General features: G+C 43.1%; 23 protein-coding genes. 3 read left to right on the top strand and 20 right to left on the bottom strand.

The window, feature by feature from the left end; genetic code table 11:
* Window positions 1-138: 138 nt before the first annotated feature.
* The 19 genes from DPF90_RS05105 to rpsB form a co-directional block, all read right to left on the bottom strand.
* Window positions 139-444: a c-type cytochrome gene (locus tag DPF90_RS05105; RefSeq protein ID WP_420855717.1), complete on the bottom strand. Its 306-nt coding sequence runs from the start codon at window positions 442-444 to the stop codon at window positions 139-141.
* Window positions 445-505: 61 nt separating this feature from the next.
* Entirely contained in the window at window positions 506-1825 is a 1320-nt protein-coding gene (tilS, locus tag DPF90_RS05100; RefSeq protein WP_114785239.1) for a tRNA lysidine(34) synthetase TilS, read from the bottom strand.
* Between the two features lie 158 nt (window positions 1826-1983).
* Window positions 1984-2943: an acetyl-CoA carboxylase carboxyl transferase subunit alpha gene (accA, locus tag DPF90_RS05095; RefSeq protein ID WP_114785238.1), complete on the bottom strand. Its 960-nt coding sequence runs from the start codon at window positions 2941-2943 to the stop codon at window positions 1984-1986.
* A 37-nt stretch (window positions 2944-2980) separates the two neighbouring features.
* Entirely contained in the window at window positions 2981-6460 is a 3480-nt protein-coding gene (gene dnaE / locus DPF90_RS05090; RefSeq protein WP_114785237.1) for a DNA polymerase III subunit alpha, read from the bottom strand.
* A 98-nt stretch (window positions 6461-6558) separates the two neighbouring features.
* Complete coding sequence (rnhB, locus tag DPF90_RS05085; protein ID WP_114785236.1) at window positions 6559-7176, bottom strand: ribonuclease HII; 618 nt, start codon at window positions 7174-7176, stop codon at window positions 6559-6561.
* Complete coding sequence (gene lpxB / locus DPF90_RS05080) at window positions 7173-8321, bottom strand: lipid-A-disaccharide synthase (RefSeq protein ID WP_114785264.1); 1149 nt, start codon at window positions 8319-8321, stop codon at window positions 7173-7175. Before lpxB ends, rnhB begins: the two co-directional genes overlap by 4 nt.
* Window positions 8322-8406: 85 nt before the next feature.
* The gene (gene lpxA, locus DPF90_RS05075; protein WP_114785235.1) at window positions 8407-9195 is read right to left on the bottom strand and encodes an acyl-ACP--UDP-N-acetylglucosamine O-acyltransferase; all 789 of its coding nucleotides are present in this window, start codon (window positions 9193-9195) and stop codon (window positions 8407-8409) included.
* A gap of 1 nt (window position 9196) precedes the next feature.
* Complete coding sequence (gene fabZ / locus DPF90_RS05070) at window positions 9197-9649, bottom strand: 3-hydroxyacyl-ACP dehydratase FabZ (RefSeq protein WP_114785263.1); 453 nt, start codon at window positions 9647-9649, stop codon at window positions 9197-9199.
* Between the two features lie 158 nt (window positions 9650-9807).
* The gene (lpxD, locus tag DPF90_RS05065) at window positions 9808-10839 is read right to left on the bottom strand and encodes a UDP-3-O-(3-hydroxymyristoyl)glucosamine N-acyltransferase (protein WP_114785234.1); all 1032 of its coding nucleotides are present in this window, start codon (window positions 10837-10839) and stop codon (window positions 9808-9810) included.
* A gap of 6 nt (window positions 10840-10845) precedes the next feature.
* Window positions 10846-11346: an OmpH family outer membrane protein gene (locus tag DPF90_RS05060; RefSeq protein ID WP_202408600.1), complete on the bottom strand. Its 501-nt coding sequence runs from the start codon at window positions 11344-11346 to the stop codon at window positions 10846-10848.
* Window positions 11347-11372: 26 nt separating this feature from the next.
* Window positions 11373-13775, bottom strand: a complete 2403-nt coding sequence (gene bamA, locus DPF90_RS05055; RefSeq protein WP_114785232.1) for an outer membrane protein assembly factor BamA — start codon at window positions 13773-13775, stop codon at window positions 11373-11375.
* A 38-nt stretch (window positions 13776-13813) separates the two neighbouring features.
* Window positions 13814-15172, bottom strand: coding sequence for a sigma E protease regulator RseP (rseP, locus tag DPF90_RS05050; RefSeq protein WP_114785231.1), 1359 nt, complete (start codon window positions 15170-15172; stop codon window positions 13814-13816).
* On the bottom strand, window positions 15169-16377 hold the full coding sequence (gene ispC / locus DPF90_RS05045; RefSeq protein ID WP_114785230.1) for a 1-deoxy-D-xylulose-5-phosphate reductoisomerase: 1209 nt from the start codon (window positions 16375-16377) through the stop codon (window positions 15169-15171). The genes rseP and ispC overlap by 4 nt, the downstream gene beginning before the upstream one ends.
* A 48-nt stretch (window positions 16378-16425) precedes the next feature.
* Window positions 16426-17268: a phosphatidate cytidylyltransferase gene (locus tag DPF90_RS05040; RefSeq protein WP_114785229.1), complete on the bottom strand. Its 843-nt coding sequence runs from the start codon at window positions 17266-17268 to the stop codon at window positions 16426-16428.
* 10 nt (window positions 17269-17278) lie between these two features.
* Window positions 17279-18034 carry an isoprenyl transferase gene (locus tag DPF90_RS05035; protein ID WP_114785228.1) on the bottom strand — a complete coding sequence of 252 codons (756 nt, stop codon included), beginning with the start codon at window positions 18032-18034 and terminating at the stop codon, window positions 17279-17281.
* Between the two features lie 96 nt (window positions 18035-18130).
* Window positions 18131-18688 (bottom strand): ribosome recycling factor, encoded by a 558-nt coding sequence (frr, locus tag DPF90_RS05025; protein WP_114785226.1) that lies wholly within the window; start codon window positions 18686-18688, stop codon window positions 18131-18133.
* Window positions 18689-18791: 103 nt separating this feature from the next.
* Window positions 18792-19523 (bottom strand): UMP kinase, encoded by a 732-nt coding sequence (gene pyrH / locus DPF90_RS05015; RefSeq protein ID WP_114785225.1) that lies wholly within the window; start codon window positions 19521-19523, stop codon window positions 18792-18794.
* Window positions 19524-19702: 179 nt separating this feature from the next.
* Window positions 19703-20545, bottom strand: a complete 843-nt coding sequence (tsf, locus tag DPF90_RS05010; RefSeq protein ID WP_114785224.1) for a translation elongation factor Ts — start codon at window positions 20543-20545, stop codon at window positions 19703-19705.
* A 129-nt stretch (window positions 20546-20674) separates the two neighbouring features.
* Complete coding sequence (rpsB, locus tag DPF90_RS05005) at window positions 20675-21403, bottom strand: 30S ribosomal protein S2 (protein ID WP_114785223.1); 729 nt, start codon at window positions 21401-21403, stop codon at window positions 20675-20677.
* Between the two features lie 351 nt (window positions 21404-21754).
* Here rpsB and map point away from each other — a divergent pair, with 351 nt between their 5' ends.
* The 3 genes from map to DPF90_RS04990 all read left to right on the top strand — a co-directional run bounded on the left by map (window position 21755) and on the right by DPF90_RS04990 (window position 25878).
* Complete coding sequence (map, locus tag DPF90_RS05000; protein WP_114785222.1) at window positions 21755-22633, top strand: type I methionyl aminopeptidase; 879 nt, start codon at window positions 21755-21757, stop codon at window positions 22631-22633.
* A 95-nt stretch (window positions 22634-22728) separates the two neighbouring features.
* Window positions 22729-25350, top strand: a complete 2622-nt coding sequence (gene glnD / locus DPF90_RS04995) for a bifunctional uridylyltransferase/uridylyl-removing protein GlnD (RefSeq protein WP_114785221.1) — start codon at window positions 22729-22731, stop codon at window positions 25348-25350.
* Between the two features lie 144 nt (window positions 25351-25494).
* Entirely contained in the window at window positions 25495-25878 is a 384-nt protein-coding gene (locus DPF90_RS04990; protein WP_114785220.1) for a DUF3461 family protein, read from the top strand.
* Between the two features lie 52 nt (window positions 25879-25930).
* Here DPF90_RS04990 and pgpA read toward each other — a convergent pair whose 3' ends face one another.
* A complete protein-coding gene (gene pgpA, locus DPF90_RS04985) occupies window positions 25931-26434 on the bottom strand; it encodes a phosphatidylglycerophosphatase A (RefSeq protein ID WP_114785219.1) in 504 nt (167 codons plus the stop codon).
* Window positions 26435-26444 lie beyond the last annotated feature (10 nt).

Genomic DNA, 26444 nt, shown 5'->3' with positions numbered 1-26444 from the left:
AACAAACAATAAAAAGCCCAAGCGGATCAAGACTATCTACCTTTATTATATCTTCATAACACCTTAGCGACTGGTGTTCGAAAAATAAAGACGGATAGCCCCTTATCGCTCGGGCTAGGCGGTTTTATTTACATCAGGCTACTTTAAACTGGAGTAATAGGCCGCCAAGTTTGCAATATCCGAATCACTCAACATAGCAGCTTGAGCTTGCATGACAGCAGCAAGTCCTCCATTACGTTGTTTATCTTTATAGGCTTTAATCGAGGAAATAATATACTGCTCGTTTTGCCCTTTCAGGTTTGGATAACCGGGAATAACTGCAATACCATCTGCGCCATGGCAAGCAGCGCACACCGCTGACTTAGCCTTTCCAGCAGCGATGTCTCCAGCAGCAAAAGCAGAGCTGGCAGTAAAGCTGATCCCAATCAAGACTCCCATTACCATTTTTTTCATTGCGCTTCCTTAGTGTATCCACTGTTTTTATGTGTATTTATATAAAGAATCTTTACATATCTGGTACGAATTTGTCCCAAACAAGTTCACAATCTTGACCAACAAAGTCAGCATCAATAAATATACCAGCCACCGCCACAACCTTGTCACCACACATAAGGATCGGTAGTCGGCGTCTTAACCAACTCGGCACATGGTATTCTTGAAAGAGTTTTTTGAGTTTACGACTATGGCGACGTCCGCAAGGCTTAGCAATCAACCCCTGAGGTTCAAAAATGATGCGAAGTGGCGAGTTTGAAAGGGCTGCCTTAGATAATGTTCCAGATTGAGTATTCAAAAGCGTTATGCTTCCTATACTTTCAGGCAGAGTTAGCTCGCAATCAAACTCAATTTCCTGTTGCCAATGTGACAAATCTTGCCATTGCGCAACCAAATATAATCGATGATTAAACCGGCGAATCTGTCCTTCCGCTAAAGACAGAATAGGATTGGCATCTTGGCGACTCATGGCGACTTCAAACCAAACCCGATCAAGGAGATCGCGACTTGGCATCTTAGCTTGCTGTTTGTTAAGCCACATCCTTAGCACCCGTGCTCGCACTAAAGAAGACATTTCGGCTAACTGAGCAATATCAATAGAGTCATCTTGGTGTACAGACTTTTCTAAATGATCAGATAGTAATTCATCGAGCAGTGATTCCTGCTCTGCGCAAAGCTCTGCACTTCGCTGTACAGATTTGGTCAGATGAGGCCATCGCTCAGTGAGACAAGGGATCACTTGGTGGCGAAGGAAATTGCGGTCAAAGCGAGTATCCTGATTACTCTCATCTTCCACCCAAGTAAGGTTATGTCTTTGCGCGTAAGATTCAACCTCTTCCCTACTTGCTTGCAGTATTGGGCGAACTAGCTTTGCACCAGCATACGGAGTGCATTGAGCCATAGATGATAAACCTTTAGGGCCGCTTCCTCGCTTTAATGCGAGAAGGAAAGTTTCTAGTTGATCATCTCTATGTTGGCCCGTAAGCAGCAAGTCTCCGAAGACTAGGTGGGATTTAAGTGCTTGATAGCGAGCTTCCCGCGCACTTTCTTCAATACTTTTACCTTGCTTTTCTAACCTGACTTTCTCTAAGTGAAAAAGTACACCTTCTTCAATACACCACAATCGGCATTGCTGAGCCCAATGATCAGCATTAGAACTCAATCCATGGTGTACATGTATGGCTATACAAGGCTTTTTACACTCTTTTTGGTAACGAGCAGCCAAGGCAAGCAACACTCTAGAGTCAACTCCACCGCTAAGAGCAACGACAAGCCGCCCTTCTGATGACATATATTGACCAATGACTGACGAAAAGTGCTGATATAAATCCATATTAAAAGAAACCGTTTTACTGCAAAGATAAGAGTGTCTGTTTTAGTATACTTGCCTTTAGCCATGCATTTTTAATCAAACAATCGACTCGCTTAGTTTAACATCAACAATAAAAAAGGCCGAACCTCAGTTCAGCCTTTATTCTCTATTACGATAGCTTAACAATAGCCATAATTCATTAAGCGTTGGTAACGACGCTCTAGTAAGGTGTCATTATCGAAATGAGTAAGCTCATTGAGCTGTCTTACTAAGGTTGCTTTCATGTTCGCTGCCATTTGAACATGATCACGGTGTGCGCCACCTAAAGGCTCTTCAATAATTTCATCGATCAGCTCAAGCTCTTTTAAACGTGGAGCAATCAGTCCCATCGCTTCGGCTGCCTGAGGCGCTTTATCCGAATCTCTCCATAAAATGGAGGCACAGCCTTCAGGTGAGATAACAGAATACGTTGAGTACTGCAGCATATTCACGTAATCACCAACACCGATAGCAAGTGCACCACCAGAACCACCTTCTCCAACGACATTACAGATCACTGGTACCTTAAGCCCTGCCATCACTTTTAAATTTTTCGCGATCGCTTCAGACTGGCCACGTTCCTCTGCACCAACACCAGGATAAGCGCCAGCAGTATCAATAAAAGTAATGATCGGCATGTTGAAGCGCTCTGCCGTTTCCATCAAACGAAGTGCTTTGCGATAACCTTCTGGCTTTGGCATGCCAAAGTTACGCTTCACTTTCTCTTTCGTTTCACGACCTTTTTGGTGACCGATGATCATCACTGGACGACCATCTAAGCGTGCCATACCGCCAACAATGGCTTTGTCGTCAGCATAAGCACGATCACCAGCCAGTTCCTCGAACTCTGTAAACACATGTTCAATGTAATCCAAGGTATAAGGGCGTAGAGGATGACGAGCTAGCTGAGCTGTCTCCCACGCTCCAAGATCGCTGAAAGTTTTCTTTTTAAGCTCCAAGCTTTTCTTTTCTAACTGCTCAATCTCTTTCTCTAGATCAACGCCAGAGTCGCCACCATGGCGAGAAACACTTCTCAAGGCTTCGATCTTAGCCTCTAACTCAGCAATAGGCTTTTCAAATTCTAAAAAGTTCAGGCTCATCTATAGATCCTTTCTTATTCGGCATGCTCTGCCGAACTTAGTTAAATTCGAGTTCTACTTGATTATTACCAAGTAGCTGTTTCAAATTGTCTATTAATTCATCACTAGGCGTCACGCGCCATTCTGTTCCCAACGTCAAGCGCGCTCTTGCATCGCTGCGCTGGTAATATACTTGGACAGGAACACTACCTGCCTTATGAGGCTCTAGTATGTTACTAAAGCGCTCAAAAAATTGCTCGTCGATTTGGGACTCTTCCATAAAAATCGACAGCCCTCGTGCGTATTTCTCACGCGCCGCACCAAGATCCATGACCTCGCGCGCCGTCATTTTAAGACCACCATTGAAATCATCAAAGCTGACCTGTCCAGAAACAACTAAAATTCTGTCTTGCTCCAACAGTTCTGCATAACGCTCAAGCGCATCTGAAAACAACATCACTTCCATGCGACCACTTCGATCATCAAGCGTCATAATACCGATACGATTGCCCCGCTTAGTTGTCATTACTCTCGCAGCAATAACCAAGCCAGCAATCGTCACACTTTGATCTCGGCGTGTCGGCGTCGCATCTTTCAATCGGCAACTGGTATATTTACCAAGCTCCTTGATATACGCATTGACCGGATGTCCAGTTAAATAGAGCCCTAGTGTATCACGTTCTCCTTCCAACCAAACTTTTTCCGGCCAAGCTGGAACCTTAGTATACTTGTGTTCAACCTCTTCAGGCGCTTCAGTAAGGACACCAAATAAATCATTTTGGCCAAAAGCTTCTGCTTGGTGGTATTGGCTTGCCGCTTTTACAGCATCGTTTAATGATGCCATCATAGCAGCACGATGTGGCCCTAATCTATCCAGCGCCCCAGCATAAATAAGCTTTTCAATTACACGTTTATTGACTTTTTTTAGGTCTATTCTGGCACAAAAATCAAACAAATCTTTAAAATAACCACCAGCGTTGCGAGCTTCAAGAATAGCGTCTATCGGCCCTTCTCCTACCCCTTTTATTGCACCGATACCATACACAATGGCACCGTCTTCATCGACATTAAAACGGTACAAGCCTGAGTTGATATCAGGTGGCAACACCTTGAGCTTCATCCGCAAGCATTCATCGACCAAACCCACCACTTTTTCCGTGTTGTCCATATCAGCGGTCATTACCGCTGCCATAAACTCAGCAGGGTAATGTTTTTTAAGCCAAAGTGTCTGATAAGACACCAAAGCATAAGCGGCAGAGTGAGACTTGTTAAAACCATAACCTGCAAATTTCTCCACTAAATCGAAGATTTTCATTGCAAGTTCGCCATCTACGCCGTTTTTGATCGCACCTTCTTCAAATACAGCACGCTGCTTTGCCATTTCCTCAGGCTTTTTCTTACCCATAGCACGACGCAGCATGTCTGCACCGCCTAACGTATATCCTGCCAATATCTGAGCAATCTGCATAACTTGCTCTTGATACAAGATAATGCCATAGGTAGGCTCAAGTGTTTCTTTTAATGACTCATGCTGCCATGTTTCATCTGGGTAGGAGATAGCTTCACGGCCATGCTTGCGGTCAATAAAATTATCCACCATCCCCGATTGAAGAGGTCCGGGACGAAACAGGGCCACCAAAGCGATAATATCTTCAAAACAGTCTGGCTGAAGACGTTTAATCAGCTCTTTCATTCCACGAGATTCAAGCTGGAATACCGCGGTGGTTTCGGCATTTTGCAGTAGTCTAAAAGAGGCATCATCATCAAGGGGGATCGACTCAATGCGCACCGGCGCTTGGCCCTGCTTTTCAAGCCTCGGGTTAATCAATCCAAGTGCCCAATCGATAATGGTCAGTGTACGCAACCCAAGAAAGTCAAACTTCACTAAACCCGCTGTTTCTACATCATTTTTATCAAATTGGGTTACGGGAAAGTGCCCTTCTGCGTCTGCGTATATAGGGGCAAAGTCGGTAATCGTGGTCGGAGAGATAACTACCCCTCCCGCATGCTTACCCGCATTACGCGTACAGCCTTCTAAAATACGACACATGTCGATGAGTTCTTTGACTTCCTCATCGGCTTCATACAACTCAGCTAAAGCAGGCTCAGCTTGAAAGGCTTTCTCTAGGGTCATGCCGGGATCGGGTGGCACCATTTTGGATATGCGGTCAACAAAACCAAATGGATGTCCTAGCACTCGACCCACATCGCGAATAACAGCTTTGGCCGCCATGGTACCAAAAGTAATGATCTGAGATACCGCGTCTCTTCCATACATTTCAGCTACATGGTCAATCACTTGATCGCGTTTATCCATACAAAAGTCAACATCAAAGTCGGGCATGGAAACACGTTCTGGATTCAAGAAACGTTCGAAGAGCAAATCATATTCTAGAGGGTCAAGATCGGTAATTTTAAGGGCATAAGCAACTAACGACCCCGCGCCAGAGCCTCGGCCGGGTCCAACTGGAATATCATTGTCTTTCGACCACTGAATGAACTCCATAACGATCAAGAAATAACCGGGAAACCCCATGTTATTGATCACCTCAAGCTCTACTTTTAGCCTTTCATCATATTCTGGGCGTCGCTGGATACGGACGTTCTCATCCGGGAACAGAAACTCAAGACGCTCTTCCAATCCCTGTTGCGACTTTTTCACCAGAAATTCGGTTTCTTCCATGCCATCGGTTGGAAAAGCAGGCAGAAAGTACTCTCCCAAACGAACAGAAACGTTACAACGCTTGGCAATTTCTACGCTGTTTTCTAGTGCTTCAGGAATATCAGCAAAAAGAGCGCACATTTCCTCTTCGCTACGCAAATATTGCTGCGCACTGTAGTTTTTGGGTCGGCGAGGATCTTCTAATGTGTAACCGTCGTGAATCGCAACGCGAATTTCATGCGCGTCAAATGTTGATTCATCTAAAATAACAACATCATTAGTCGCGACCACTGGAAGTTGTTCGCTCTGTGCAAACTCAAGAGCAAAATGAAGATACGTTTCTTCGTCTGATCGCCCTGTTCGCGTTAATTCAAGAAAAAAACGGTCAGCAAAGTGTTGACGGAAAAAATCGGCACATTGCTCAGCGAGTCTGCGATTTCCTTTTAACAGGGCTTTTCCAATTTCACCGCTTCTTCCACCAGACAACACAATCAAACCAGAAGCATGTTCAACTAGCCAATCTTTATCAATCACGGGTTGATGCTGCACATGACCGCGCAGATAGGCTTTGGAAATAAGCAAAGTGAGATTTTTATAACCCAGGTTATCGGAGGCAAGTATGGTGAGTCTTGTCAGCTCTTCACCAAACTGATCCGACTGCATAGCAAAATCAGCCCCAATGATAGGCTTCACACCACATCCATGAGCAGTACCGTAGAACTTAACCAAACCACATAAATTAGTGAAATCGGTCAGCGCCACCGCTGGCATGCCCATCTCGGCGACTTTTTTTACCAAAGGAGGCACTTTAGATAAGCCATCAACCATGGAAAAGTCACTGTGAACTTTGAGATGAATAAATTTAGGGTCTGACATGAATATTCCGCAACTGTGCTGAGTCTATGGAGAAGCTGAGATATTTTACGTGATATAGTCAATTAGATATACCCCAGAAAAATAAAGTTTAAAAACTTCTACAGTAAGCCCAAGGCTTTTTTTACTGGCTTAAAGCTTTTTCTGTGTTGTTCTATTACGCCATACTGCTCAATCGCTTCAAAATGGGCTTTAGTTGGATACCCTTTATGTTTGGCAAAACCAAATTCAGGATGAATTTTATCCAGTGCTTCCATTTCTTGATCTCGTACAACCTTAGCAATAATAGATGCCGCACTAATTTCGGCAACACGCAAATCACCTTTTACTACCGCCTGTGCTTCCATAGGTAAATCTGGCAGCCGATTTCCGTCTATCAGGACATAGTCTGGCGTCACATTCAAACCCTCCACTGCTCTTTGCATAGCAAGCATAGTGGCATTAAGAATATTATGCTGATCAATTTCATCATGAGAGCAACGCCCAATTGACCAAGCTAATGCCTTATCCAAAATTTCCGGAAATAGAGCCAAGCGCTTTTTTTCAGTTAATTTCTTCGAATCATTTAACCCATTTATTGGCTGGTTAGGATCGAGAATGACGGCAGCGGTAACAACATCGCCAACCAAGGGACCACGTCCAACTTCATCTACACCCGCAATTTGTTGATACCCAACTGGGTATTGAAACTCGGCAACAAGCGTATTTTTTTCGTTCATGATGGTAATCTATCAATAAGTTTTAGCACTGCATGAGCGGCTTGAGTATCCGCACCTTTACGAAGCTGATGGTGCATTTTGGTAAAGCGCTCTAGCATATACTCACCACGCTCTGTTAGTAATTTCTCAACTTCACTCTCGAGCATCTCTGGGGTACAGGATTCTTGAAGAAGCTCTGTCACCAACTCTTCATTGGCAAGAATATTGGGTAAAGAAACATATTTGGTTTTGAGCATACGCCGAGCAAGAAATGCGGTAAACGCATTAACCCGATAACCAACAACCATTGGGCGTTTGATGAGCATACATTCAAGGGCGACGGTGCCAGAAGCAAGCATCACAACATCTGATGCTGTGATCACGTTACGAGCCGTATCGTTAATCAATCTAAAGTCCAGTTCTGGCGCAAGTGCTTTCCATGCATGTTCAAATTGAGCTCGGCGTTTTTCATTCACTAAAGCAACGACAAAGCCCATTTCTGGATGTTTTTTATTTAAACGTTTACAGGTCTCAATAAAAGGCTCTGCAAGCATCTTAAGTTCACTTCCACGACTGCCTGGCAATACCGCAAGCCAAGTTTTATCTTGCTCAAGACCAAGTAAATCACGAGCAGGTTCTTTTTGTGATTCAAGAGGGATAGTGTCTGCTAGAGTATGTCCGATAAATTCACATGGAACTTGATATCTATCATAAAACTCTTTTTCAAAGGGCAAAAATGCCAGCACTAAATTAGTCGCCGCTTCAATTTTAAAAATTCGTTTCTGCCGCCAAGCCCAAACGGAAGGGCTCACATAATGCACGGTTTTTATACCGGCATTTTTCAGATCTAGCTCTAAGCGAAGGTTAAAGTCCGGCGCATCAATACCAATAAACACATCAGGCGGGTTATCGGTAAAATAACGTACCAGCTCGGACTTTACTTTGAGCAAACGAGGTAAACGTCCAAGCACTTCAACCAACCCCATCACCGACAGCTCTTCCATATCAAATAATGACTCACAGCCTTGCGATATCATTTTAGGGCCGCCAATGCCGACAAACTCAGTATTAGGGTGAATAAGCTTAATGGCTTTAATCAAACCTTCACCCAAGGTATCCCCTGAAAGCTCTCCGGCAACAATGCCAATGCGCAATGGTTTCTCCATTACTGAACTACCTTTTTCTTTTGCCATAAACGTAAAAAAGATCGCGGCATATTGCGCGATCTTTTTCTAAAGTTTCCGAGTATTATCAACGAATGACGCCACGCTCAGAAGTATCCACGAAATCAATAAAATGTTGGATTGATGGCCAGTCTTTTGCCATCTTTTGCAGGGACTGTATCGCTTCAGCTTGAGTCTTACCTGCACGATAAAACTCTTTATAGGCATTACGCAGTGCACGTAGCTCCGCTTTTTCAAAGCCATTTCTTTGTAAGCCGACGAGGTTTAAACCAAAAGGAGTGGCATGATTACCTTGAGCTAATACATAAGGAGGGACATCCTTAACAACCGCAGAACACCCGCCTATGTAACTGTATGCGCCGACTTTGCAAAAAGGGTGTATTGCAGAAAGAGCCATAACGCCAGCGTGATCTTCAACAGTCACATGTCCGCCAAGTATTGCATTGTTACCCACATGGGTATGATTACCAAGGATAACATCGTGCGCAATATGGGCATTGACACACAATAGGTTATCATCACCAATCACTGTTGAAGCCTTATCTTGGACAGTACCACGGTGAATTTGAACCGCTTCGCGAATCACATTACGGTCACCAATCACAACCGTCGTGTCTTCACCACCGTATTTCTTGTCCTGATTTTCTTCACCGATGACCGCATGAGGAAAAACACGATTGTCTTTACCTATTTTAGTGTGACCTTTGATCACCACATGGGACATTATCTCTGTCCCCTCACCAATTTCAATCTTGCCTGAGATATAGGTAAAAGGCCCTACGGTGACATTAGCAGCAATGCTTACATCACCTTCAAGGACAGCAGATGGATGAACCTTAGCTGTTTCATGAATCATATTAAAATTCTCGACGTGCGCACTTTAGCTCAGCGGAACAAACTACTTCACCATCCACTTTTGCAACACCGTTAAAAGCAGCAATTCCGCGGCGCTCTTTAACAAACTCAACTTCGATTACAAGCTGATCACCCGGAGTCACAGGCTTACGGAACTTAGCACCATCTACACTCGCAAAGTAGTACAGCTCATTCTCCGAAGGGGCGCCAAAAGATTTAAACGCAAGTAATCCAGTCGCTTGAGCCATAGCCTCTAGAATTAAAACCCCTGGAAACACAGGCAGCTGAGGGAAATGACCGGTAAACTGAGGCTCGTTCACTGAGACATTTTTAATTGCAGTCAGATATTTTTCCTCTTGGAAATCAATCACACGATCAATCAGCAGAAAAGGGTAACGATGAGGCAAGAGTTCTTGGATTTCAGTGATGTTCATCGTTTTGTTTTCAGTAGTCAAAGTCATTTTCCTATATTAAATGCTAAATTAACTGGCAGGCATTATAACCGAGTCATCTTGATATGCTAGGCATGCGCTTTTATAGAAAGTAGTATCAGCTAACTATCATTAAAATTTTAAAAGACCCGCAAAGCGAGCCTTTTAGAATCTATTAGCGCTTAAGCATCTTGTTCAGTTTCTAACTGCTTTTCAACAGCCTTGAGTCGTTTGTTCATATCATCGATACGATGGACTCGAGCCGCCGTTTTGCGCCATTCTTTATTGGGTTGCAACGGAATACCTGAAGAGTACATTCCCTTTTCATCAATACTGCGCATCACCATCCCCATACCGGTAATAGTGACACCGTCAGCAATTTCAATATGGCCGTTTAATACGCTTGCACCACCAATCATGCAATACTTACCTATGGTAGTACTGCCAGCAACAATAGTACCACCAGCCATAGCTGTGCCATATCCGATGTGTACATTATGCGCTATCTGCATCTGGTTATCGATGATCACATTATCTTCGATAATGGTATCTTCTAAAGCACCACGATCTATTGTGGTACACGATCCTATTTCGACCCGATTACCAATTTTAACCGTTCCAAGCTGAGGAATTTTTATCCATTCACCTTTTTCATTCGCATAACCAAAGCCATCAGCACCGATGACAGTGTTAGCATGTATAAGGCAGTCAGAACCGATAACCACTTGGTGATAGATACTCACGTTTGACCATAATTGAGTATTGGCGCCAATTTGAGCATCTTTCCCAATAAAACAACCTGCACCAATCACTACATTTTCAGCTAGACAAACGCCACTTTCTATCACAGCATTCGCGCCAATCGATACGCCTTCAGCAATGTCCACATCATCAGCAATAACGGCGGATGATGCTATACCTTCAGCTGATGCTGGTGTTGTATCTAAGGCTTGAGCAACTTTAGCAAAAGCAACATATGGGTCTTCGACCACCAAGACATTCCCTGCACACATTTCTCGTTGCGCATCTTTTACCATAACCACCGTCGCGTTACAGTCTGCAAGGTGCTTTGCGTATTTAGGGTTAGACAGGAAAGTAACATCTCCTTCCTGCGCTTTTTCCATTGGGGAAACCATAGTAACAAGCGCTTGCTCGTCACCATATAGTTTTCCACCAGTTATTGTTGCCAGTTCGGCTAAAGTAAGAGTTGCCATAGTCAGTTACTTAAGTGTTTTAATGACTTTTTCAGAAATATTATATTCAGGTTTACCGTATTGCATGGTTTGAATATCTACAACGATATCGTAACCTTCTTTTTCTGCAACTTTCTTCACAGCGTCCTGAATTACCTTAAATAGCTTCTGCTTTTCTTCCGCTTCACGGCGAGCTGATGCTTTTTCTAGAGCTTGCCCTTTAATTTTGTATTTACTGTCTAATTGAGCAATTTCTACACGCAGTTTCTCAACTTCTTCAGGACCAAGCAGCTCACCATCACGCTTCAACTTCTCAATTTTTGTTTTAGCTTCAGCTTGGATTGATTTAAGCTCGTCTGCTTTATCTTTAAACTCTTCCTGCATTTTTTGCAGTACGACTTCGCGTTGAGGAAGAGCCTGGAAAACTTGAGCTGTATTGATATAACCAATCTTTTGTGTGCTTCCTGCCGCATTAGCAACAAACGAAGACGTCAATAACATTAGGCTAAGACCAGCTGCTTTAATCATTTTGTTCACTTTATATTCCTCAATATTTAGAAGGTTCTTCCAATTGTGAAAGTGAAGAACTCTTCATCATCACCTTCGTAGATCTCGATCGGTTTGGCTACCGAAAATACCAAAGGCCCCATTGGTGACATCCATTGCAAGGCCGCACCATATGACGCTCGATAATTGGTAGGATCTGAGTAATCATAATACTTGGGATCACTAACCCCTTCACGATATCTAAATTCAGTATCCCAAACACTGGCTGCATCAATAAATAAGCTGGTACGAATTTGACTGCGAGCCTCATCAGATGCAAATGGTGTCGGGACAATTAGCTCCATACTTGCTGTCGCTATGGCATTACCGCCCACAGAGTCGTCATTTACATCAACACAGCCATTGTTTCCGCACGAATCACCTTTGGTGGTATAAACTGCTTTAGGCCCCGCAGAGCGTGAGCTAAAGCCTCGTAAAGACGTAAAGCCACCTGCATAGTAGTTTTCATAAAATGGGAAGAGATTATCATTCCCATCGGTTTTGCCATACCCATTACCGTAGCCAAGTCTACCCCGCATGAGCAAAGTAAAATCATGTTGTTTCGTTAATGGAAAATACTGACGTACTTCATAATCAAGTTTAAAATATTGAGCATCTGAACCTGGTACTGTCACTTTTGCCGATGCCCGCTGGTAATTACCTGCGGTCGGGAAGAAACCTCGGTTAAGGTTACTTCTAATCCAAGCAGTCGTGATATCAAAATCACTAGTTAAAATATCACCATCTGGTTGGCCAATACTTTTTGCAAACAGCTCGGCCTGATCATAAGTTGGAACGTTACCAATCTTGTTGTGAGTATATCCCACACCAAACTGTAACTTAGTCAATTCATTGACAGGAAACCCCCAGGTTAAACTGGTGCCGTAGCTTTCATTGGTATAGTCGATAATCCCAGCATCAGAAGCTTCGAAGGTGTTATAGAATATTTTCCCACCAAGGCTAACACCATCTAGATTCCAGTATGGATCGTTATAATCAAGACTTACGTTCTTCTGGTAGTCGTTCATCATCGCATTAATACCGACACGATTACCTGAACCTAAAAAGTTATCTTGCTGTAAACCAACTTGGAAGCTCACACCCGATTCAGTTCCATAACCAATACCGAAATTGACACTACCTGAGTTTGCTTCTTTGACATTGTATACGAGATCAACTTGATCATCGCTTCCCGGAACTCGAACTGTCTGTACATCGACTGTTTCAAAATAGCCTAAGCGATTAAGGCGTTTTTTACCCGTTTCAATCGACTTCGAGTTTAACCAGCTACCTTCCATTTGCCGCATTTCTCGCCGCAAGACTTCATCTTTGGTTGCATTATTGCCAATAAAACGTATATCTCGAACATAGATTCGCTTGCCCGCTTCGACGTTGACAACCAAAGAAACCTGTTGATTCTCGTCGTCAAATTCAGGGATAGTACGAACTTTAGGGTACGCATATCCCGCCTCACCAAGCACGCGCTTCACGCCTTCTTCCAAACTCGTTACTTTAGAGCCGTTATAAACATCTCCGCTGACAAAAGGTACCAGAGCTTCAAACTCTGCTTCCTTTCCTATCAACTCACCGCGAAATTTGACATCCTTAACTGTGTAAGGCAGCCCTTCATTTACGGCTAGAGTGATATACACGCCTTTTTTATCGGGAGAAATCGCAACCTGTGTAGAATCAAGCTTAAATTTCAGGTAACCACGATCTAGATAATAAGACTTTAAAGCTTCAAGATCGCCTGCCAGAACTTGTTTTTGGTACTTATCGTCTGATAAAAAATTCCACCAAGACACATCAACATTCAGGTTAAATCTGCTGAGTAGATCCTCATCAGAAAATGCCTTATTACCTAAAAAGTTAATTTGCTGTATTTTGGCTGATACACCTTCGGAAAATACAAATTTAAGATCCGAACGATTACGGGGCAAAGGGGTCACAACAGCCTTTACTGTCGCATTATATTTTCCGACGCTATAGTAGAAGTCTTCTAGACCCTTCTCAATATTTGACAATGTCGTTCGATCAAGAGCTTCACCAACTCTAACTCCTGATGCATCAAGATTCTGTTGTAACTGTTCCTCTTTTATTGCTTTGTTACCAGAAAATGAAATGCTGGCAATAGTAGGACGCTCTTTTACCTGTACAAGGAGTTGATTACCATCCCGTAACACTTTGATATCTTCAAAATTTCCTGATGAGTATAGTGCTCTTATAATTTCAGATACATCTTGAGCATCGACCGTATCTCCGACACGAACTGGCATCTTTAACAAAGCTGCACCAAGTGCAACACGCTGTAATCCATCGATTTGGATATCTTCTACAACAAAGTTTTCGGCTCCATTTGCAGCGACGCTCGTTGCCAATAGCGTTGCAAACAGAATTTTATTCATCGCCATATTTGTTTTAGTTATTCCTTATTACAACCTTTGCCCGACTATAAACGAGCAAAATCATTAAATATTGCCACTGCCATGAGAGAAAAAATAATCGCTCCGCCAATACGGTAGCCCATATCTTGAACCCGCTCAGGAACTGGACGTCTAGTCACCGCTTCAACGGCAAAAAACATTAAGTGTCCACCGTCTAACATGGGTAGGGGCACAAGGTTGATAATACCTAAATTAACACTAATCAAAGCTAAGAAACCGAGAAAATACACCAAGCCGTAATCAGCTGTCGTGCCCGCTCCTTTTGCAATTGAAATAGGCCCACTGAGATTATTTAAACCCACATCTCCAACAATTAATTTTTTCAACATACTGATAGTCAGACCTATCACCTGTCCTGTTTTTTCAATTGCTTTTCCGACCGACTCAAATACACCAAATTGTAAGTCGAAGCGATAGTTTTCAGGCCATTCTGCGACTTGAGGAGCAATACCAGCAAACCCTATAACCCTGCCGTTAGACAGAGTTCGGCTTTCTGGTACTAAGGTCAAATCTATGGCCTCACCATTGCGTTCAACGGCTAGTTCAATCACCTGATTGGGATGATTCTGCACCAAATCAACCACCTGCTGCCAATCGTTTAGAACGAGATCATTAGCCAAAACTAATCTATCTTCAGGTTGCAAACCTGCAGCATCGCCAGCTCCCCCAGGGGTAACAGAGGATAAGCGAGTTGAAACCTCGGGTGTAAAAGGCTTAAAGCCCAATGAAGACATGGCTGATTCAACTTCTGGATCAAAGCTCCAATCCGTCAAATCTAATTTTTTCACCTCTTCGGCACCATACTCATTGATGGGTGAGACCGTTAAAGTCATTTGGTTATCACCGATATGAGAAATCAACCCCATGTTTACCGATTCCCAATCCGGTGTTTTGACGCCAGAGACTGATTTAAGTTCCATATTCGACTCTAAACCAGCTCGAGCGGCGATTGAATTAGGCTCAATTTGACCAATAACAGGCTTGACAGCAGGCACACCTATTAAAAAAACAAGCCAATACGCAAATACAGCAAACAAAAAGTTAAATACAGGTCCAGCAGCTACTATCGACGTCCTTTTCCACAAAGGTTGAGTATCAAATGCTTGTCCCTTTTGTTCTGGTAGAACATCATCTACCCGGCCATCGAGCATTTTAACATAGCCGCCCAATGGTATTATCGAAAGGCTATACTCTGTGCCATCTTGACCAGTTTTGCTCCAAATTGATTTACCAAAACCAATGGAGAATTTTTCTACTTTCACACCACAACGGCGCGCTACCCAGAAATGGCCGTACTCATGTACCGCAACTAAGATGCCAAGGGCAATAAGAAAGGAGGCAAAATTCCATAAGATATCTGTCATGCTGAACACTCTTTAATTGTCTCGACAGCTAAGGCTCGCGCCATTCTATCTAGCTCAATGATACTTTCCAAGCTATTACAATCTGCTTCGCTGCTCTTGCCACAAATAAAATGTGCGACTCGCTCATTAACGACAGCAATATCGGTAAACTTTAACTTGTGTGAAAGAAAAGAATCAACGGCAATTTCATTAGCTGCATTAAGCGCCGTCGTTGCATGTTGGCCTTCGTAGCAAGCGTCTATCGCTAGCTTCAAGCATGGGTATCTCTGGTAGTCGGGCTCTAGAAAGGTCAACTGGCCAATTTGAGCAAAATCAAGGGGCGGTACGCCAGCTGGAACTCTATCAGGATAAGAGAGAGTATAAGAAATAGGTGTTGCCATATCAGGATTGCCCATCTGTGCCAGTAAAGAGCCATCTTTGTACTGCACCATAGAATGAATTACTGATTGAGGATGGATTAAAACCTTGAGCTGCTCTCGACTGGTATTAAAAAGCCATTTAGCTTCTATGTACTCCAAGCCTTTGTTCATCATACTGGCCGAATCGACCGAAATTTTGGGTCCCATAGACCAATTAGGATGTACTATCGCTTGTTCAGGAGTAACTTGCGACAATGCACTAAGGTCAGTGTAACGAAATGGACCTCCAGAACCTGTAAGTGTAATATGCTGGACTCCATGCTGGGTTAAGTCACAGCCCCCAAGGTTAGTCTGAATAGCGTTAGGGAGACACTGAAAAATTGCATTATGTTCACTATCAACAGGCATAAGCTCTGCTTCATATTCTTTAACTGCGTCCATAAACAATTTTCCAGACATGACTAACGCCTCTTTGTTAGCCAATAAAACACGTTTACCTGCTTTAACAGCAGCCATGGTTGGAACAAGACCAATGGCCCCAACAATTGCAGACATGACTGTGTCGACTTCGTCAAAAGAAGCAACATGAGTAATCGCCTCGGAGCCAGATAGTATTTGTGTGGGGAGTTTTAACCTTTGGATATGGGAACTCAATGTGCGAGCAGATTGTTCACAGGCCATAACCGCATATTTAGGCTGCCATTTTTGACACAGTTGACGCATTTTATCGACGTTTTTTCCCGCAACCAATGCAACAACATCAAACTCAGATGGATTGTGCTCAACGACTTTTAAAGTGCTATGACCAATCGAACCTGTTGCACCTAAAATTGTCAACTTACGCATAAAGAAACCAGTAAAATCCATAAGGCAGGATAAGACCTGCCGATGTAATTAGAAAATGAAATAAAGAAGTGCGAATACAGGAAAAGCGGCTGTCAAACTATCGACCCTATCCAATATTCCCCCATGTCCTGGGAGAATATTACCGCTGTCTTTTATGCCTGAAACTCGTTTAAACATACTCTCGACAAGGTCACCTAGTACACTAATTACCACTGTGATTAACGTAATGATCACCATAGAGAAGGAACTACTAAACTCAATGTCAAACCAAACAGCCGTTCCCCAACCGACAAAAATTGCAGTAACAATTCCCCCGATCAGACCTTCAATAGTTTTGTTCGGGCTAACATAAGGAGCCATTTTTCGGCGACCAAAGCTCTTCCCACAAAAATAAGCACCGCTATCCGCAGCCCACACAATAAAGCATACAAAGAGCACGAGTTTAGCACCGTGGTAGCTATCCTCGTATATACCTTCAGCCCTGAGTAATAATATACTCCAGAAAAAAGGTAACAGAGTCAGAACACCAAACACATGCCTGAGAAAATTAGAGTTTTGCCAAAGCTTGGCTGAACGAGGAAAAGACAGTACTAAGCCGCTAGAAATAATCCACCAAATACTTCCAACTGAGAGCACGGCGACATGCACATCAGTCATCAAACTTAAACTTCTGGCATCAAAAGGAATGAAAGTTAAGGAAATAGCGCTAATAAGAATACTCGGCGTCAATGCTAAAAGACGTGTTTTGGACTCAACAAATTGGGTCCATTCCCAGTAACCTATTACAGTTACTGTCGCTACAGCTAGCATGAATAGAGCTAACGGTAACTTGAAAATACCAAGAATAACAGCAGGGGCAAGAATTAGAGCTGTGATAATTCGTTGTTTCAAACTTAAACCCTTAATCGCTTTCGATCAGTTCTTTAACCTGTTCGTCGGTGCAACCAAAGCGCCTCTCCCGATTAACAAACCATGTAATTGCTTCAATTAAACTGTCTTCATTAAATTCCGGCCAATATGTCGGCGTGAAATACATTTCAGCATAAGCCATCTGCCAGAGCATGAAGTTACTGATACGGCATTCACCACTTGTTCGTATTAATAAGTCAACTTCTGGGAGATCCGCCATGGTCAGATGAGACGTAATCAGCTCTTCATTAACGTCATTAGCATCAATTTCACCGCGTGCTACTTTCGCAGAAATACTTTTTGTCGCCTCGACAATATCCCATTTACCGCCGTAATTAGCCGCTATGTTAATCACCATTCCTGTGTTATTTTCAGTCAGAGCTTCGGCTTGATCTATCTTTTTTTGTAGCCTTGGGTTAAATCGACTTTTATCACCGATAACACGCAGACGTAGGTTGTTCTTATGAAGCTTCTTAACTTCCGTAGACAAAACGGTGATGAATAACTCCATTAACACACCGACTTCATCCTCTGGTCTACGCCAGTTTTCACTGCTAAACGCAAATAAAGTAATGGCTTTAATACCTAATTTTGCAGATGTAGAAATAGTTTTTCTTACCGCAGACACACCATTTTTATGGCCGAACACGCGGGGTTTTCCCTGCGCTTTTGCCCAGCGACCATTGCCATCCATAATGATAGCAATATGCTTGGGAAGTAGTTCTGAAGATAGTTGAATGTTATGCATACAAGGATTTATGGTTATCAGCAGGTGACAAAGAGTAGCATAAAAAAACGCTGTACTGCGAGCACAGCGTTCTTTATATTTCGAATGTGAATGAAATTAAACTTCCATAAGTTCTTTTTCTTTTGATGCGAGCGCTTCGTCTACTTTTTTAACCGCTGCATCAGTGATTTTTTGAATCTCATCTTGAGCTTTGCGATCTTCATCTTCAGAAATTTCTTTGTCTTTGAGCAAGGACTTTAGTTCACCATTGGCGTCACGACGAATATTACGAATAGCCACTCGTCCGCCCTCAGCTTCACCACGTACGATTTTAACCAGGTCCTTGCGTCGTTCTTCTGTCAACGGTGGAAGTGGTACACGGATGATGGTTCCAGCTGACATCGGATTAAGTCCTAGATCTGACATCATGATGGCTTTTTCCACCTTGGGTGCAAGCTCTTTATCAAAAACAGTAATGGCTAGAGTTCGAGCGTCTTCAGCAACAACATTAGCAACTTGGTTTAATGGTGTTGGAGCACCATAGTACTCGACTGAGATTCCAGACAGTAGGCTCGGATGAGCGCGACCTGTACGAACTTTCGAAAGGTTATTTTTTAGCGCTTCTACGCTTTTTTCCATGCGCTCTTGAGCGTCTTGTTTGATTTCATTAATCACGATATCACCTTAAATGTGTCATTCTTTTTTAAAAGAAAGCCTAAACAGGATTCTTTAAAAGGCAATACCCTAGTATAAAATTGCCATACTAGGGTTGAATGAGTTATTCAGCAGTACTAATCAAAGTACCTTCAGCTTCACCCATAACCACTCGGCGAAGTGCACCAGGCTTATTCATGTTGAAGACACGAATAGGCATTTTGTGATCACGAGCTAGTGTAAATGCTGCTAAATCCATCACTTTTAGTTCTTTATCAAGAACTTCTGAGTATGCTAGCTTATCATACAACTCTGCATCAGGATTAGCTACAGGGTCAGCGGTAAATACACCGTCAACTTTAGTCGCTTTTAAAACTACATCGGCTTCAATTTCAATACCACGTAAACAGGCAGCAGAGTCAGTCGTAAAAAATGGATTCCCAGTTCCCGCTGAGAATATAACCACTCGCCCTTGACGCAATTCACGAATAGCGTCAGCCCAGTTGTAATCGTCACAGACACCTTTCAGGGGTATGGCAGACATAACACGAGCATTAACATAAGCACGATGTAGAGCATCTCGCATGGCAAGGCCGTTCATAACTGTTGCAAGCATCCCCATATGATCGCCCACAACACGGTTCATCCCAGCTTCAGCAAGCCCTGCACCTCGGAAAAGGTTGCCTCCTCCGATCACTACCCCTACTTGCACTCCAAGCTCTACCAGTTCTTTCACTTCTTGAGCCATACGATCAAGAATCGCAGGGTCGATACCAAAACCCTCTTCACCTTGAAGAGCTTCACCACTCAGTTTTAACAGAATACGTTGATACGCTGGTTTAGGGTTTGTCGTCATGGAGTTTACCTTCCAAAGAGAGTTATTAATTAACAGTCATGAATAGCCAAGCAAGCCATCATTAAAATGATGTTGGTCACATCACTCACTTACCTATTCATCACAATTAACCGCATAACTGCCATTCGTAAAAAGACCGCAGCCTAGGCTACGGTCTAAAGTTTTAGCACATCTAAGGATTAACCTTTTTGAGCAGCTGCAACTTCTTCAGCAAAGCTCATTTCTTCGCCTTTTTCGATACCTTCACCCACTTCTAGGCGGACAAAGTTAGCAACAGAAGCACCACGCTCTTTTAGGATTTCACCAACAGATTTCTTTGGCTCCATAACAAAAGCTTGGCCAGTTAGAGAAATCTCACCTGTGAACTTCTTCATACGGCCAACAACCATCTTCTCTGCGATTTCAGCTGGTTTGCCTTCGTTCATGGCGATTTCTACTTGAACTGCTTTTTCTTTCTCAACAACGCCAGCTGGTACATCTTCAGGGTTAACATACTCAGGACGAGAAGCCGCTACGTGCATCGCAACATGCTTAAGTGTTTCAGCGTCGCCTTCACCAGCAACAACTACACCAATTTTCTCACCGTGACGGTAAGAAGCAATTGCGGCACCTTCAACGTATTGAACGCGACGGATGTTGATGTTTTCACCAATTTTAGCAACTAAAGCAACGCGAGTCTCTTCGAACTTAGCTTGTAGCTCTTCTGCCGTCGCTTTAGTAGAAAGCGCATGAGCTGCCACTTCTTCAGCAAATGCTGTAAAGTTAGCATCTTTTGCTACGAAGTCAGTTTGGCAGTTTACTTCAAGAAGTACAGCTACGCCGTTGTCTTGTTTAATGATGATCGCGCCTTCAGCCGCTACATTACCTGCTTTTTTAGCAGCTTTTGCAGCACCTGACTTACGCATGTTGTCAATTGCCAGTTCGATATCGCCGTCAGTTTCAACAAGCGCTTTCTTACATTCCATCATGCCTGCGCCAGTACGGTCGCGCAGTTCTTTAACTAGAGCAGCAGTTACAGCCATTCTCTATTCCTCAGTTTAATCTGGATTTGGTAAAAAACAGGGGCCTAACATGTTAGCCCCTGCTGATAATGATAACTTTGCCAACCTGTGCATTAGCTCACGTTAGCTAAGTATGGCTCAAAGCCGCTATTATTCAGCTTCTACGAAACCGTCTTTTTCAGCAGCTGCAGCTACGTCTTTGTTACGACCTTCAGTTACTGCAGAAGCAGCAGCGTTTAGGTATAGCTGTACCGCACGGATAGCATCATCGTTACCAGGGATAACGAAATCTACGCCGTCTGGGTTAGAGTTAGTATCAACTACAGCGTAAACTGGGATACCTAGGTTGTTTGCTTCTTTAACTGCAATGTGCTCGTGATCTGCATCGATTACGAACAACGCATCTGGTAGACCACCCATGTCTTTGATACCACCAAGAGACTTCTCTAGCTTCTCCATTTCACGAGTACGCATTAGAGCTTCTTTCTTAGTCAACTTGTCAAAAGTACCGTCTTGAGACTGAGTTTCTAGCTCTTTTAGACGCTTGATAGACTGACGAACAGTTTTGTAGTTTGTTAGCATACCACCAAGCCAGCGGTTGTTAACATAATACTGGTTGCTTGCAATAGCAGCTTCTTTAACAGCTTCAGATGCAGCGCGCTTAGTACCTACAAATAGAACCTTACCTTTTTTCTCGCCGACTTTACCTAGCTCAGCTAGAGCGTCGTTAAACATAGGTACAGTTTTTTCTAGGTTAATGATATGTACACGGTTACGAGCACCAAAGATGAATGGCTTCATTTTTGGGTTCCAGTAACGAGTCTGGTGACCAAAGTGAACACCAGCTTTTAGCATATCGCGCATTGATACAGTTGCCATTTTAAATTCCTCTATGGGGTTAGGCCTCCACAATCCCCATAACTCCGACCAGGCTCATTGCCCAGCACCCCGGAATATGTGACGGATTGTGTGTGATTTAAAGATAAATGTTTTATGGAAGTCATCAGCTTCGCCAAATAAGGAGAGAACAGACAACATTTCCGGCGCGCTTTATACCATATTTTCATCCATCTTGGCTAGTAAAAAGTCACCCTATGGAGTTAATTAGACCATAGCTTTGAGTGTCTCACTTTACCTCACACATGAAGAATCATTCTCATTAGCCTAGCTTCCTGATAGAATGCGCTCATTCGCACAGATAAGTGCTACTGATTAAATTAGAGAAAAACGATGTCCATCAAGATAAAAACCTCTGCAGAAATTGAGCGTATGCGCATCGCTGGTGCATTAGCCGCCGAAATCCTAGAAATGATCGAGCCTCATATCAAGGAAGGTGTCACCACGGATGAATTAAATAAAATTTGTCATGAGTATGGGATTGAGAAAGGAGCTTACTCTGCACCTCTTGATTATCACGGGTTTCCTAAATCTATCTGTACATCTATCAACCACATTGTTTGCCATGGTATTCCAGCATCGGAAGATGAAATCGGTAGTAACGGCCAGTTGAAACCTGCCGTACTTAAAAATGGCGATATTATTAACGTTGATATTACCGTTATTGTGCCAAACGACGAAAACGCAGACCTCAGCGTGCGCCCTCAGGGTTACCACGGTGACACCTCTAAAATGTTTCTCGTCGGGGACGTATCTCCAGCAGACAAACGTCTTTGTATGGTCACCCAAGAAGCTTTGTATATTGGCATACGTAAGGTAAAACCTGGCGCAACTGTCGGTGACATAGGCACAGCGATTGAAAAATACATCAAGGAAAATAACAAAAAAAATCCTAGGAATAAGTTTTCTATCGTAAAAGACTTCTGTGGCCACGGAATAGGCAATGAATTCCACGAGGAACCACAAATCGTTCATTACAAAAATAATGATCGTCGAGTGTTGCAAAAAGGAATGTGCTTTACCATTGAACCTATGATTAACGCTGGAAAGTTTGGTGTGAGCGTTGATGCGCAAGACGATTGGACTGTCTACACCGGGGATGGCAAAAAATCAGCTCAGTATGAACACACTGTTGTGGTAACAGATACAGGTTGTGAAATTCTGACACTGCGCAGTGATGATACTATTCCACGAATTATGAATAATGCCTAGTTTCACCCTAAAATATCCTCGCTAAACGAGGATATTTTTTTATCTTCTACATTTTGATAGATTGTTATATACGGATGCCTCGCACGGACTTGCTTATGTCTTATCAGTCTCCTTCTAGCTTGCAGGACGATGAAATATCAGTTGCAGAACTTAAGTCTCAACTTAAGAAGTTTGCTGACGGCCAAAGAGACCTATTCACCTCGCACAACTCGATATCAGAGCTCGTCTTGGGCCGTGCAAACTACATGGATGGAGTCCTTAAAAGGCTTTGGCAATATTTCGGCTTTACTAAAGAACCTGATATTTGTCTGGTTGCTGTAGGTGGCTACGGTAGAGGTGAACTACACCCCCTTTCCGATATTGATATATTGATCACCTCAACCCATGTTTTGCCTGAGAACCTAAATACAAAAATAAGCCGCTTTATTACTTTTTTGTGGGATCTGAAACTCGAAGTAGGGCACGCAGTGAGAACCATAAGTGAGTGCTCATCAATTGGTAGAGAAGACTTGACTGTCGCCACCAACCTTCAGGAATCGCGATGGCTTTGCGGCTGTGAAGAAACCTTTAGTAAACTGCAACTTGAGATTCATTCAGAGTCATTTTGGCCCACTGAAACCTTTTATAAAGCAAAGGTTCAGGAACAGCGAGATCGTCATTCTCGCTACCATGATACAACCTACAATTTAGAGCCTGATATAAAATCAACACCTGGGGGGTTGCGTGATATTCATACCTTAGGCTGGATCGCGAGAAGGCATTTTGGCGCCACTTCATTACTTGAAATGAGTCAATATGGATTTTTGACTGATGCAGAATATCGCGAGCTCTTAGAATGCCAAAATTATCTATGGCGGGTGCGTTTTGCTTTGCACCTACAGCTAAAAAGATACGACAATCGCTTAACGTTCGCTCATCAAGTACAAGTTGCCGAGAGCCTTGGTTTTTCGGGAGAAGGCAACCGCGGCGTTGAAATGATGATGAAAGAGTTCTATCGCACACTTAGACGTGTAGCTGAACTCAATAAAATGTTACTCAAACTATTTGACCAAGCGATTTTAAACAATGGTATTGAGTACGACCCTGAAATACTCAGTCAGGACTTTCAAAGACGTGGCCCTCTGATAGAAGCCCGTAAACCCGCGCTGTTTCAATCTCGCCCAGAAACCATTCTTGATATGTTTTTGCATATAGCTAATGATTCAACCATTGAAAGTGTGGCGCCCTCAACCCTTCGTCAACTAAGAACCGCTCGAAGACGGTTGAATAAGTTTCTTCACACGATTCCAGCAGCCAGAGAAAAGTTTATCGAACTTTGTCGCCACCCAAACTCTCTTACTCGAGCATTTGTTTTGATGCACAAGCTCGGTGTATTGGCAACATACTTGCCACAATGGAGTCAAATTGTTGGCCAAATGCAGTTTGACTTGTTCCACGTTTACACGGTTGATGAACACAGCGTCCGCCTTCTAAAACACATTCATACATTTAGCCAACCAGAAAATCATCAAAAGCACCCTATTTGCTGCGAAGTCTTTCCTCGGATACAAAAAAAAGAGCTACTTATCATAGCCGCTATTTTTCATGACATAGCCAAAGGTCGTGGCGGCGATCATTCTGAAATAGGAGCAGAAGAAGCGTACGAATTTTGTATCAGCCACGGTCTATCAAAACATGAAGCTAAACTCGTTTCTTGGTTGGTCAGATACCATTTATTGATGTCTGTCACCGCTCAACGGCGCGATATTTATGACCCTGATGTTATAAACGAATTCGCTAAACAGGTAAGAGATGAAGAATATTTAGAATACCTAGTGTGCTTAACTGTTGCCGATATTTGTGCAACCAATCCTGCCCTCTGGAACAGTTGGAAGCGAACCTTACTAGCAGAGTTATTCTATTCTACTCAAAGAGCACTACGTCGTGGACTTGAGAATCCAGTCGATGTGAGAGAAAGAATACGTCACAACCAACAACTCGCCTCAGCCCTTTTAAGAAAGGAAGGGTTCAGCGCCAGAGATATTGAAGTGCTATGGCAACGATTTAAAGCCGATTACTTTCTCAGGCATTCACACAAGCAGATTGCTTGGCACAGTACTCATATTCTGCGTCACAGCGATCACACTCAACCTCTTATCCTTGTATCCAAAAAAGCTACTCGGGGTGGCACAGAAGTCTTTGTCTATAGCCGAGATCAACATGCGCTTTTTGCATCCATAGTTGCCGAATTGGATAGAAGAAACCTAAATGTACATGATGCGCAAGTCATGACGAGCAAAGATGGGTATGTGCTCGATACCTTCATGGTGCTTGATCAACACGGCAAGGTCATAGATGAGAGCCGCCATGATGCTATCATAAAGCAGCTAGAGCGCACTTTGGGTAATGGACGCTCAAACAAAATAAAAACGCGCCGTCCTCATCGAAACTTACGGCATTTTAAAGTAAAAACCCGAGTTGAGTTTCTGCCAACAAAAGGTAAGAAGCGTACTCTACTTGAATTCGTAGCGCTTGATACTCCAGGTTTACTGGCAATTGTTGGGGCAACCTTTGCCGACCTGAATCTGCATCTCCATGGCGCTAAAATTACAACAATCGGTGAACGAGCCGAGGATTTATTTATTATTACTAATGCTCATGGTATTAAGCTGACTGAAGAAGAAGAACTCGAGCTTCAAAAGCAGCTCATAGAAAGCGTCAACAAGCTTTCTCCTTAGGCGATCTCGCCCACAAGTTACACAGGCGTACTAGAAATCAACTATCTCAAGTCAACTTCGGCTGCTACATTATGTGTTGTTGGTCATTATGTTGTCAGTGTACACATGGATAAAGGTCGTTAAATTCACCACAAGAGGTCGCCTATGTTTCAACACCTCACAGCGTTAGGAATTCAAGAACCTAAACAAATTGAACGTTATTCCCTCAGGCAAGAGGCACACAAAGACGTATTAAAAATTTACTTTCGTAAGCAAAAAGGCGAACTATTCGCAAAAAGCGTTAAGTTCAAATACCCAAGGCAGGTTAAAAATGTGTTGGTGGATGGGGGAAGCAATAAGTACAAGGAAGTGACGGAAATAAATCGCAACCTAACGCTTATTATTGATGAGTTGAATACCATCACTAAACCCAAGAAACTCACAAAAGTAGACACTAAGGAAAAAATCCTTTCAGATCTGCGCCACCTTGAAAAAGTCGTTTCAAGCAAAATAGCCGAAATAGAAGCTGATCTTGAGAAACTAAAATAAAGCGCGACAGGGTAAACCCCTGTCGTTCTAGCCTTCAAAAACATAGTAACTATTATACCCAGCCAGCTAACCTGCCAACGAGGTAAAGCGAGGCAAACGCCATAACACCAGCGACGATATCATCAAGCATAATGCCAAAACCACCATGAACATGATTATCTAACCAGCTGATAGGCCATGGCTTTAGCATGTCAAAAAACCTAAACAGTGCAAAACCAGTCAATAGCCACTTCCAATCAGTGACAGAAAGGTGGAATAAAGGGACAACCAGCATGGTAATCCAAAACCCGACAAATTCATCCCATACGATAGCGCCATGATCATGGACACCCATACTATCTGAAGTTATTTGGCATATTTTAATTCCGGCTATGGATGCCACCACTAGAGTAATCATGTAAGCAGGTAGGGGTAGTTGAGCTAGCAGAAGGTAAAAAGGGATAGCAGCCAGTGTTCCGACAGTACCTGGCATAAAGGGGGATAAACCGCTACCAAATCCAGTTGCCAGAAGGTGCCAAGGGTTTTTAAGTGATATAAGAAGTAAGGGGTTTGTCATACTATTAATT

The organism is Vibrio tetraodonis, from assembly GCF_003350295.1.
Lineage (GTDB): Bacteria > Pseudomonadota > Gammaproteobacteria > Enterobacterales > Vibrionaceae > Vibrio > Vibrio tetraodonis.
This window is presented reverse-complemented; position numbering and strand designations above follow the sequence as displayed.

What these genes read in the sequence shown, in the direction of transcription:
- DPF90_RS05105 (WP_420855717.1), bottom strand. Translation starts at nt 444, where the DNA reads ATGGTAATGGGAGTCTTGATTGGGATCAGCTTTACTGCCAGCTCTGCT.
- tilS (WP_114785239.1), bottom strand. Translation starts at nt 1,825, where the DNA reads ATGGATTTATATCAGCACTTTTCGTCAGTCATTGGTCAATATATGTCA.
- accA (WP_114785238.1), bottom strand. Translation starts at nt 2,943, where the DNA reads ATGAGCCTGAACTTTTTAGAATTTGAAAAGCCTATTGCTGAGTTAGAG.
- dnaE (WP_114785237.1), bottom strand. Translation starts at nt 6,460, where the DNA reads ATGTCAGACCCTAAATTTATTCATCTCAAAGTTCACAGTGACTTTTCC.
- rnhB (WP_114785236.1), bottom strand. Translation starts at nt 7,176, where the DNA reads ATGAACGAAAAAAATACGCTTGTTGCCGAGTTTCAATACCCAGTTGGG.
- lpxB (WP_114785264.1), bottom strand. Translation starts at nt 8,321, where the DNA reads ATGGAGAAACCATTGCGCATTGGCATTGTTGCCGGAGAGCTTTCAGGG.
- lpxA (WP_114785235.1), bottom strand. Translation starts at nt 9,195, where the DNA reads ATGATTCATGAAACAGCTAAGGTTCATCCATCTGCTGTCCTTGAAGGT.
- lpxD (WP_114785234.1), bottom strand. Translation starts at nt 10,839, where the DNA reads ATGGCAACTCTTACTTTAGCCGAACTGGCAACAATAACTGGTGGAAAA.
- DPF90_RS05060 (WP_202408600.1), bottom strand. Translation starts at nt 11,346, where the DNA reads ATGATTAAAGCAGCTGGTCTTAGCCTAATGTTATTGACGTCTTCGTTT.
- bamA (WP_114785232.1), bottom strand. Translation starts at nt 13,775, where the DNA reads ATGGCGATGAATAAAATTCTGTTTGCAACGCTATTGGCAACGAGCGTC.
- rseP (WP_114785231.1), bottom strand. Translation starts at nt 15,172, where the DNA reads ATGACAGATATCTTATGGAATTTTGCCTCCTTTCTTATTGCCCTTGGC.
- ispC (WP_114785230.1), bottom strand. Translation starts at nt 16,377, where the DNA reads ATGCGTAAGTTGACAATTTTAGGTGCAACAGGTTCGATTGGTCATAGC.
- DPF90_RS05035 (WP_114785228.1), bottom strand. Translation starts at nt 18,034, where the DNA reads ATGCATAACATTCAACTATCTTCAGAACTACTTCCCAAGCATATTGCT.
- pyrH (WP_114785225.1), bottom strand. Translation starts at nt 19,523, where the DNA reads ATGACGACAAACCCTAAACCAGCGTATCAACGTATTCTGTTAAAACTG.
- tsf (WP_114785224.1), bottom strand. Translation starts at nt 20,545, where the DNA reads ATGGCTGTAACTGCTGCTCTAGTTAAAGAACTGCGCGACCGTACTGGC.
- rpsB (WP_114785223.1), bottom strand. Translation starts at nt 21,403, where the DNA reads ATGGCAACTGTATCAATGCGCGATATGCTAAAAGCTGGTGTTCACTTT.
- map (WP_114785222.1), top strand. Translation starts at nt 21,755, where the DNA reads ATGTCCATCAAGATAAAAACCTCTGCAGAAATTGAGCGTATGCGCATC.
- glnD (WP_114785221.1), top strand. Translation starts at nt 22,729, where the DNA reads ATGTCTTATCAGTCTCCTTCTAGCTTGCAGGACGATGAAATATCAGTT.
- DPF90_RS04990 (WP_114785220.1), top strand. Translation starts at nt 25,495, where the DNA reads ATGTTTCAACACCTCACAGCGTTAGGAATTCAAGAACCTAAACAAATT.
- pgpA (WP_114785219.1), bottom strand. Translation starts at nt 26,434, where the DNA reads ATGACAAACCCCTTACTTCTTATATCACTTAAAAACCCTTGGCACCTT.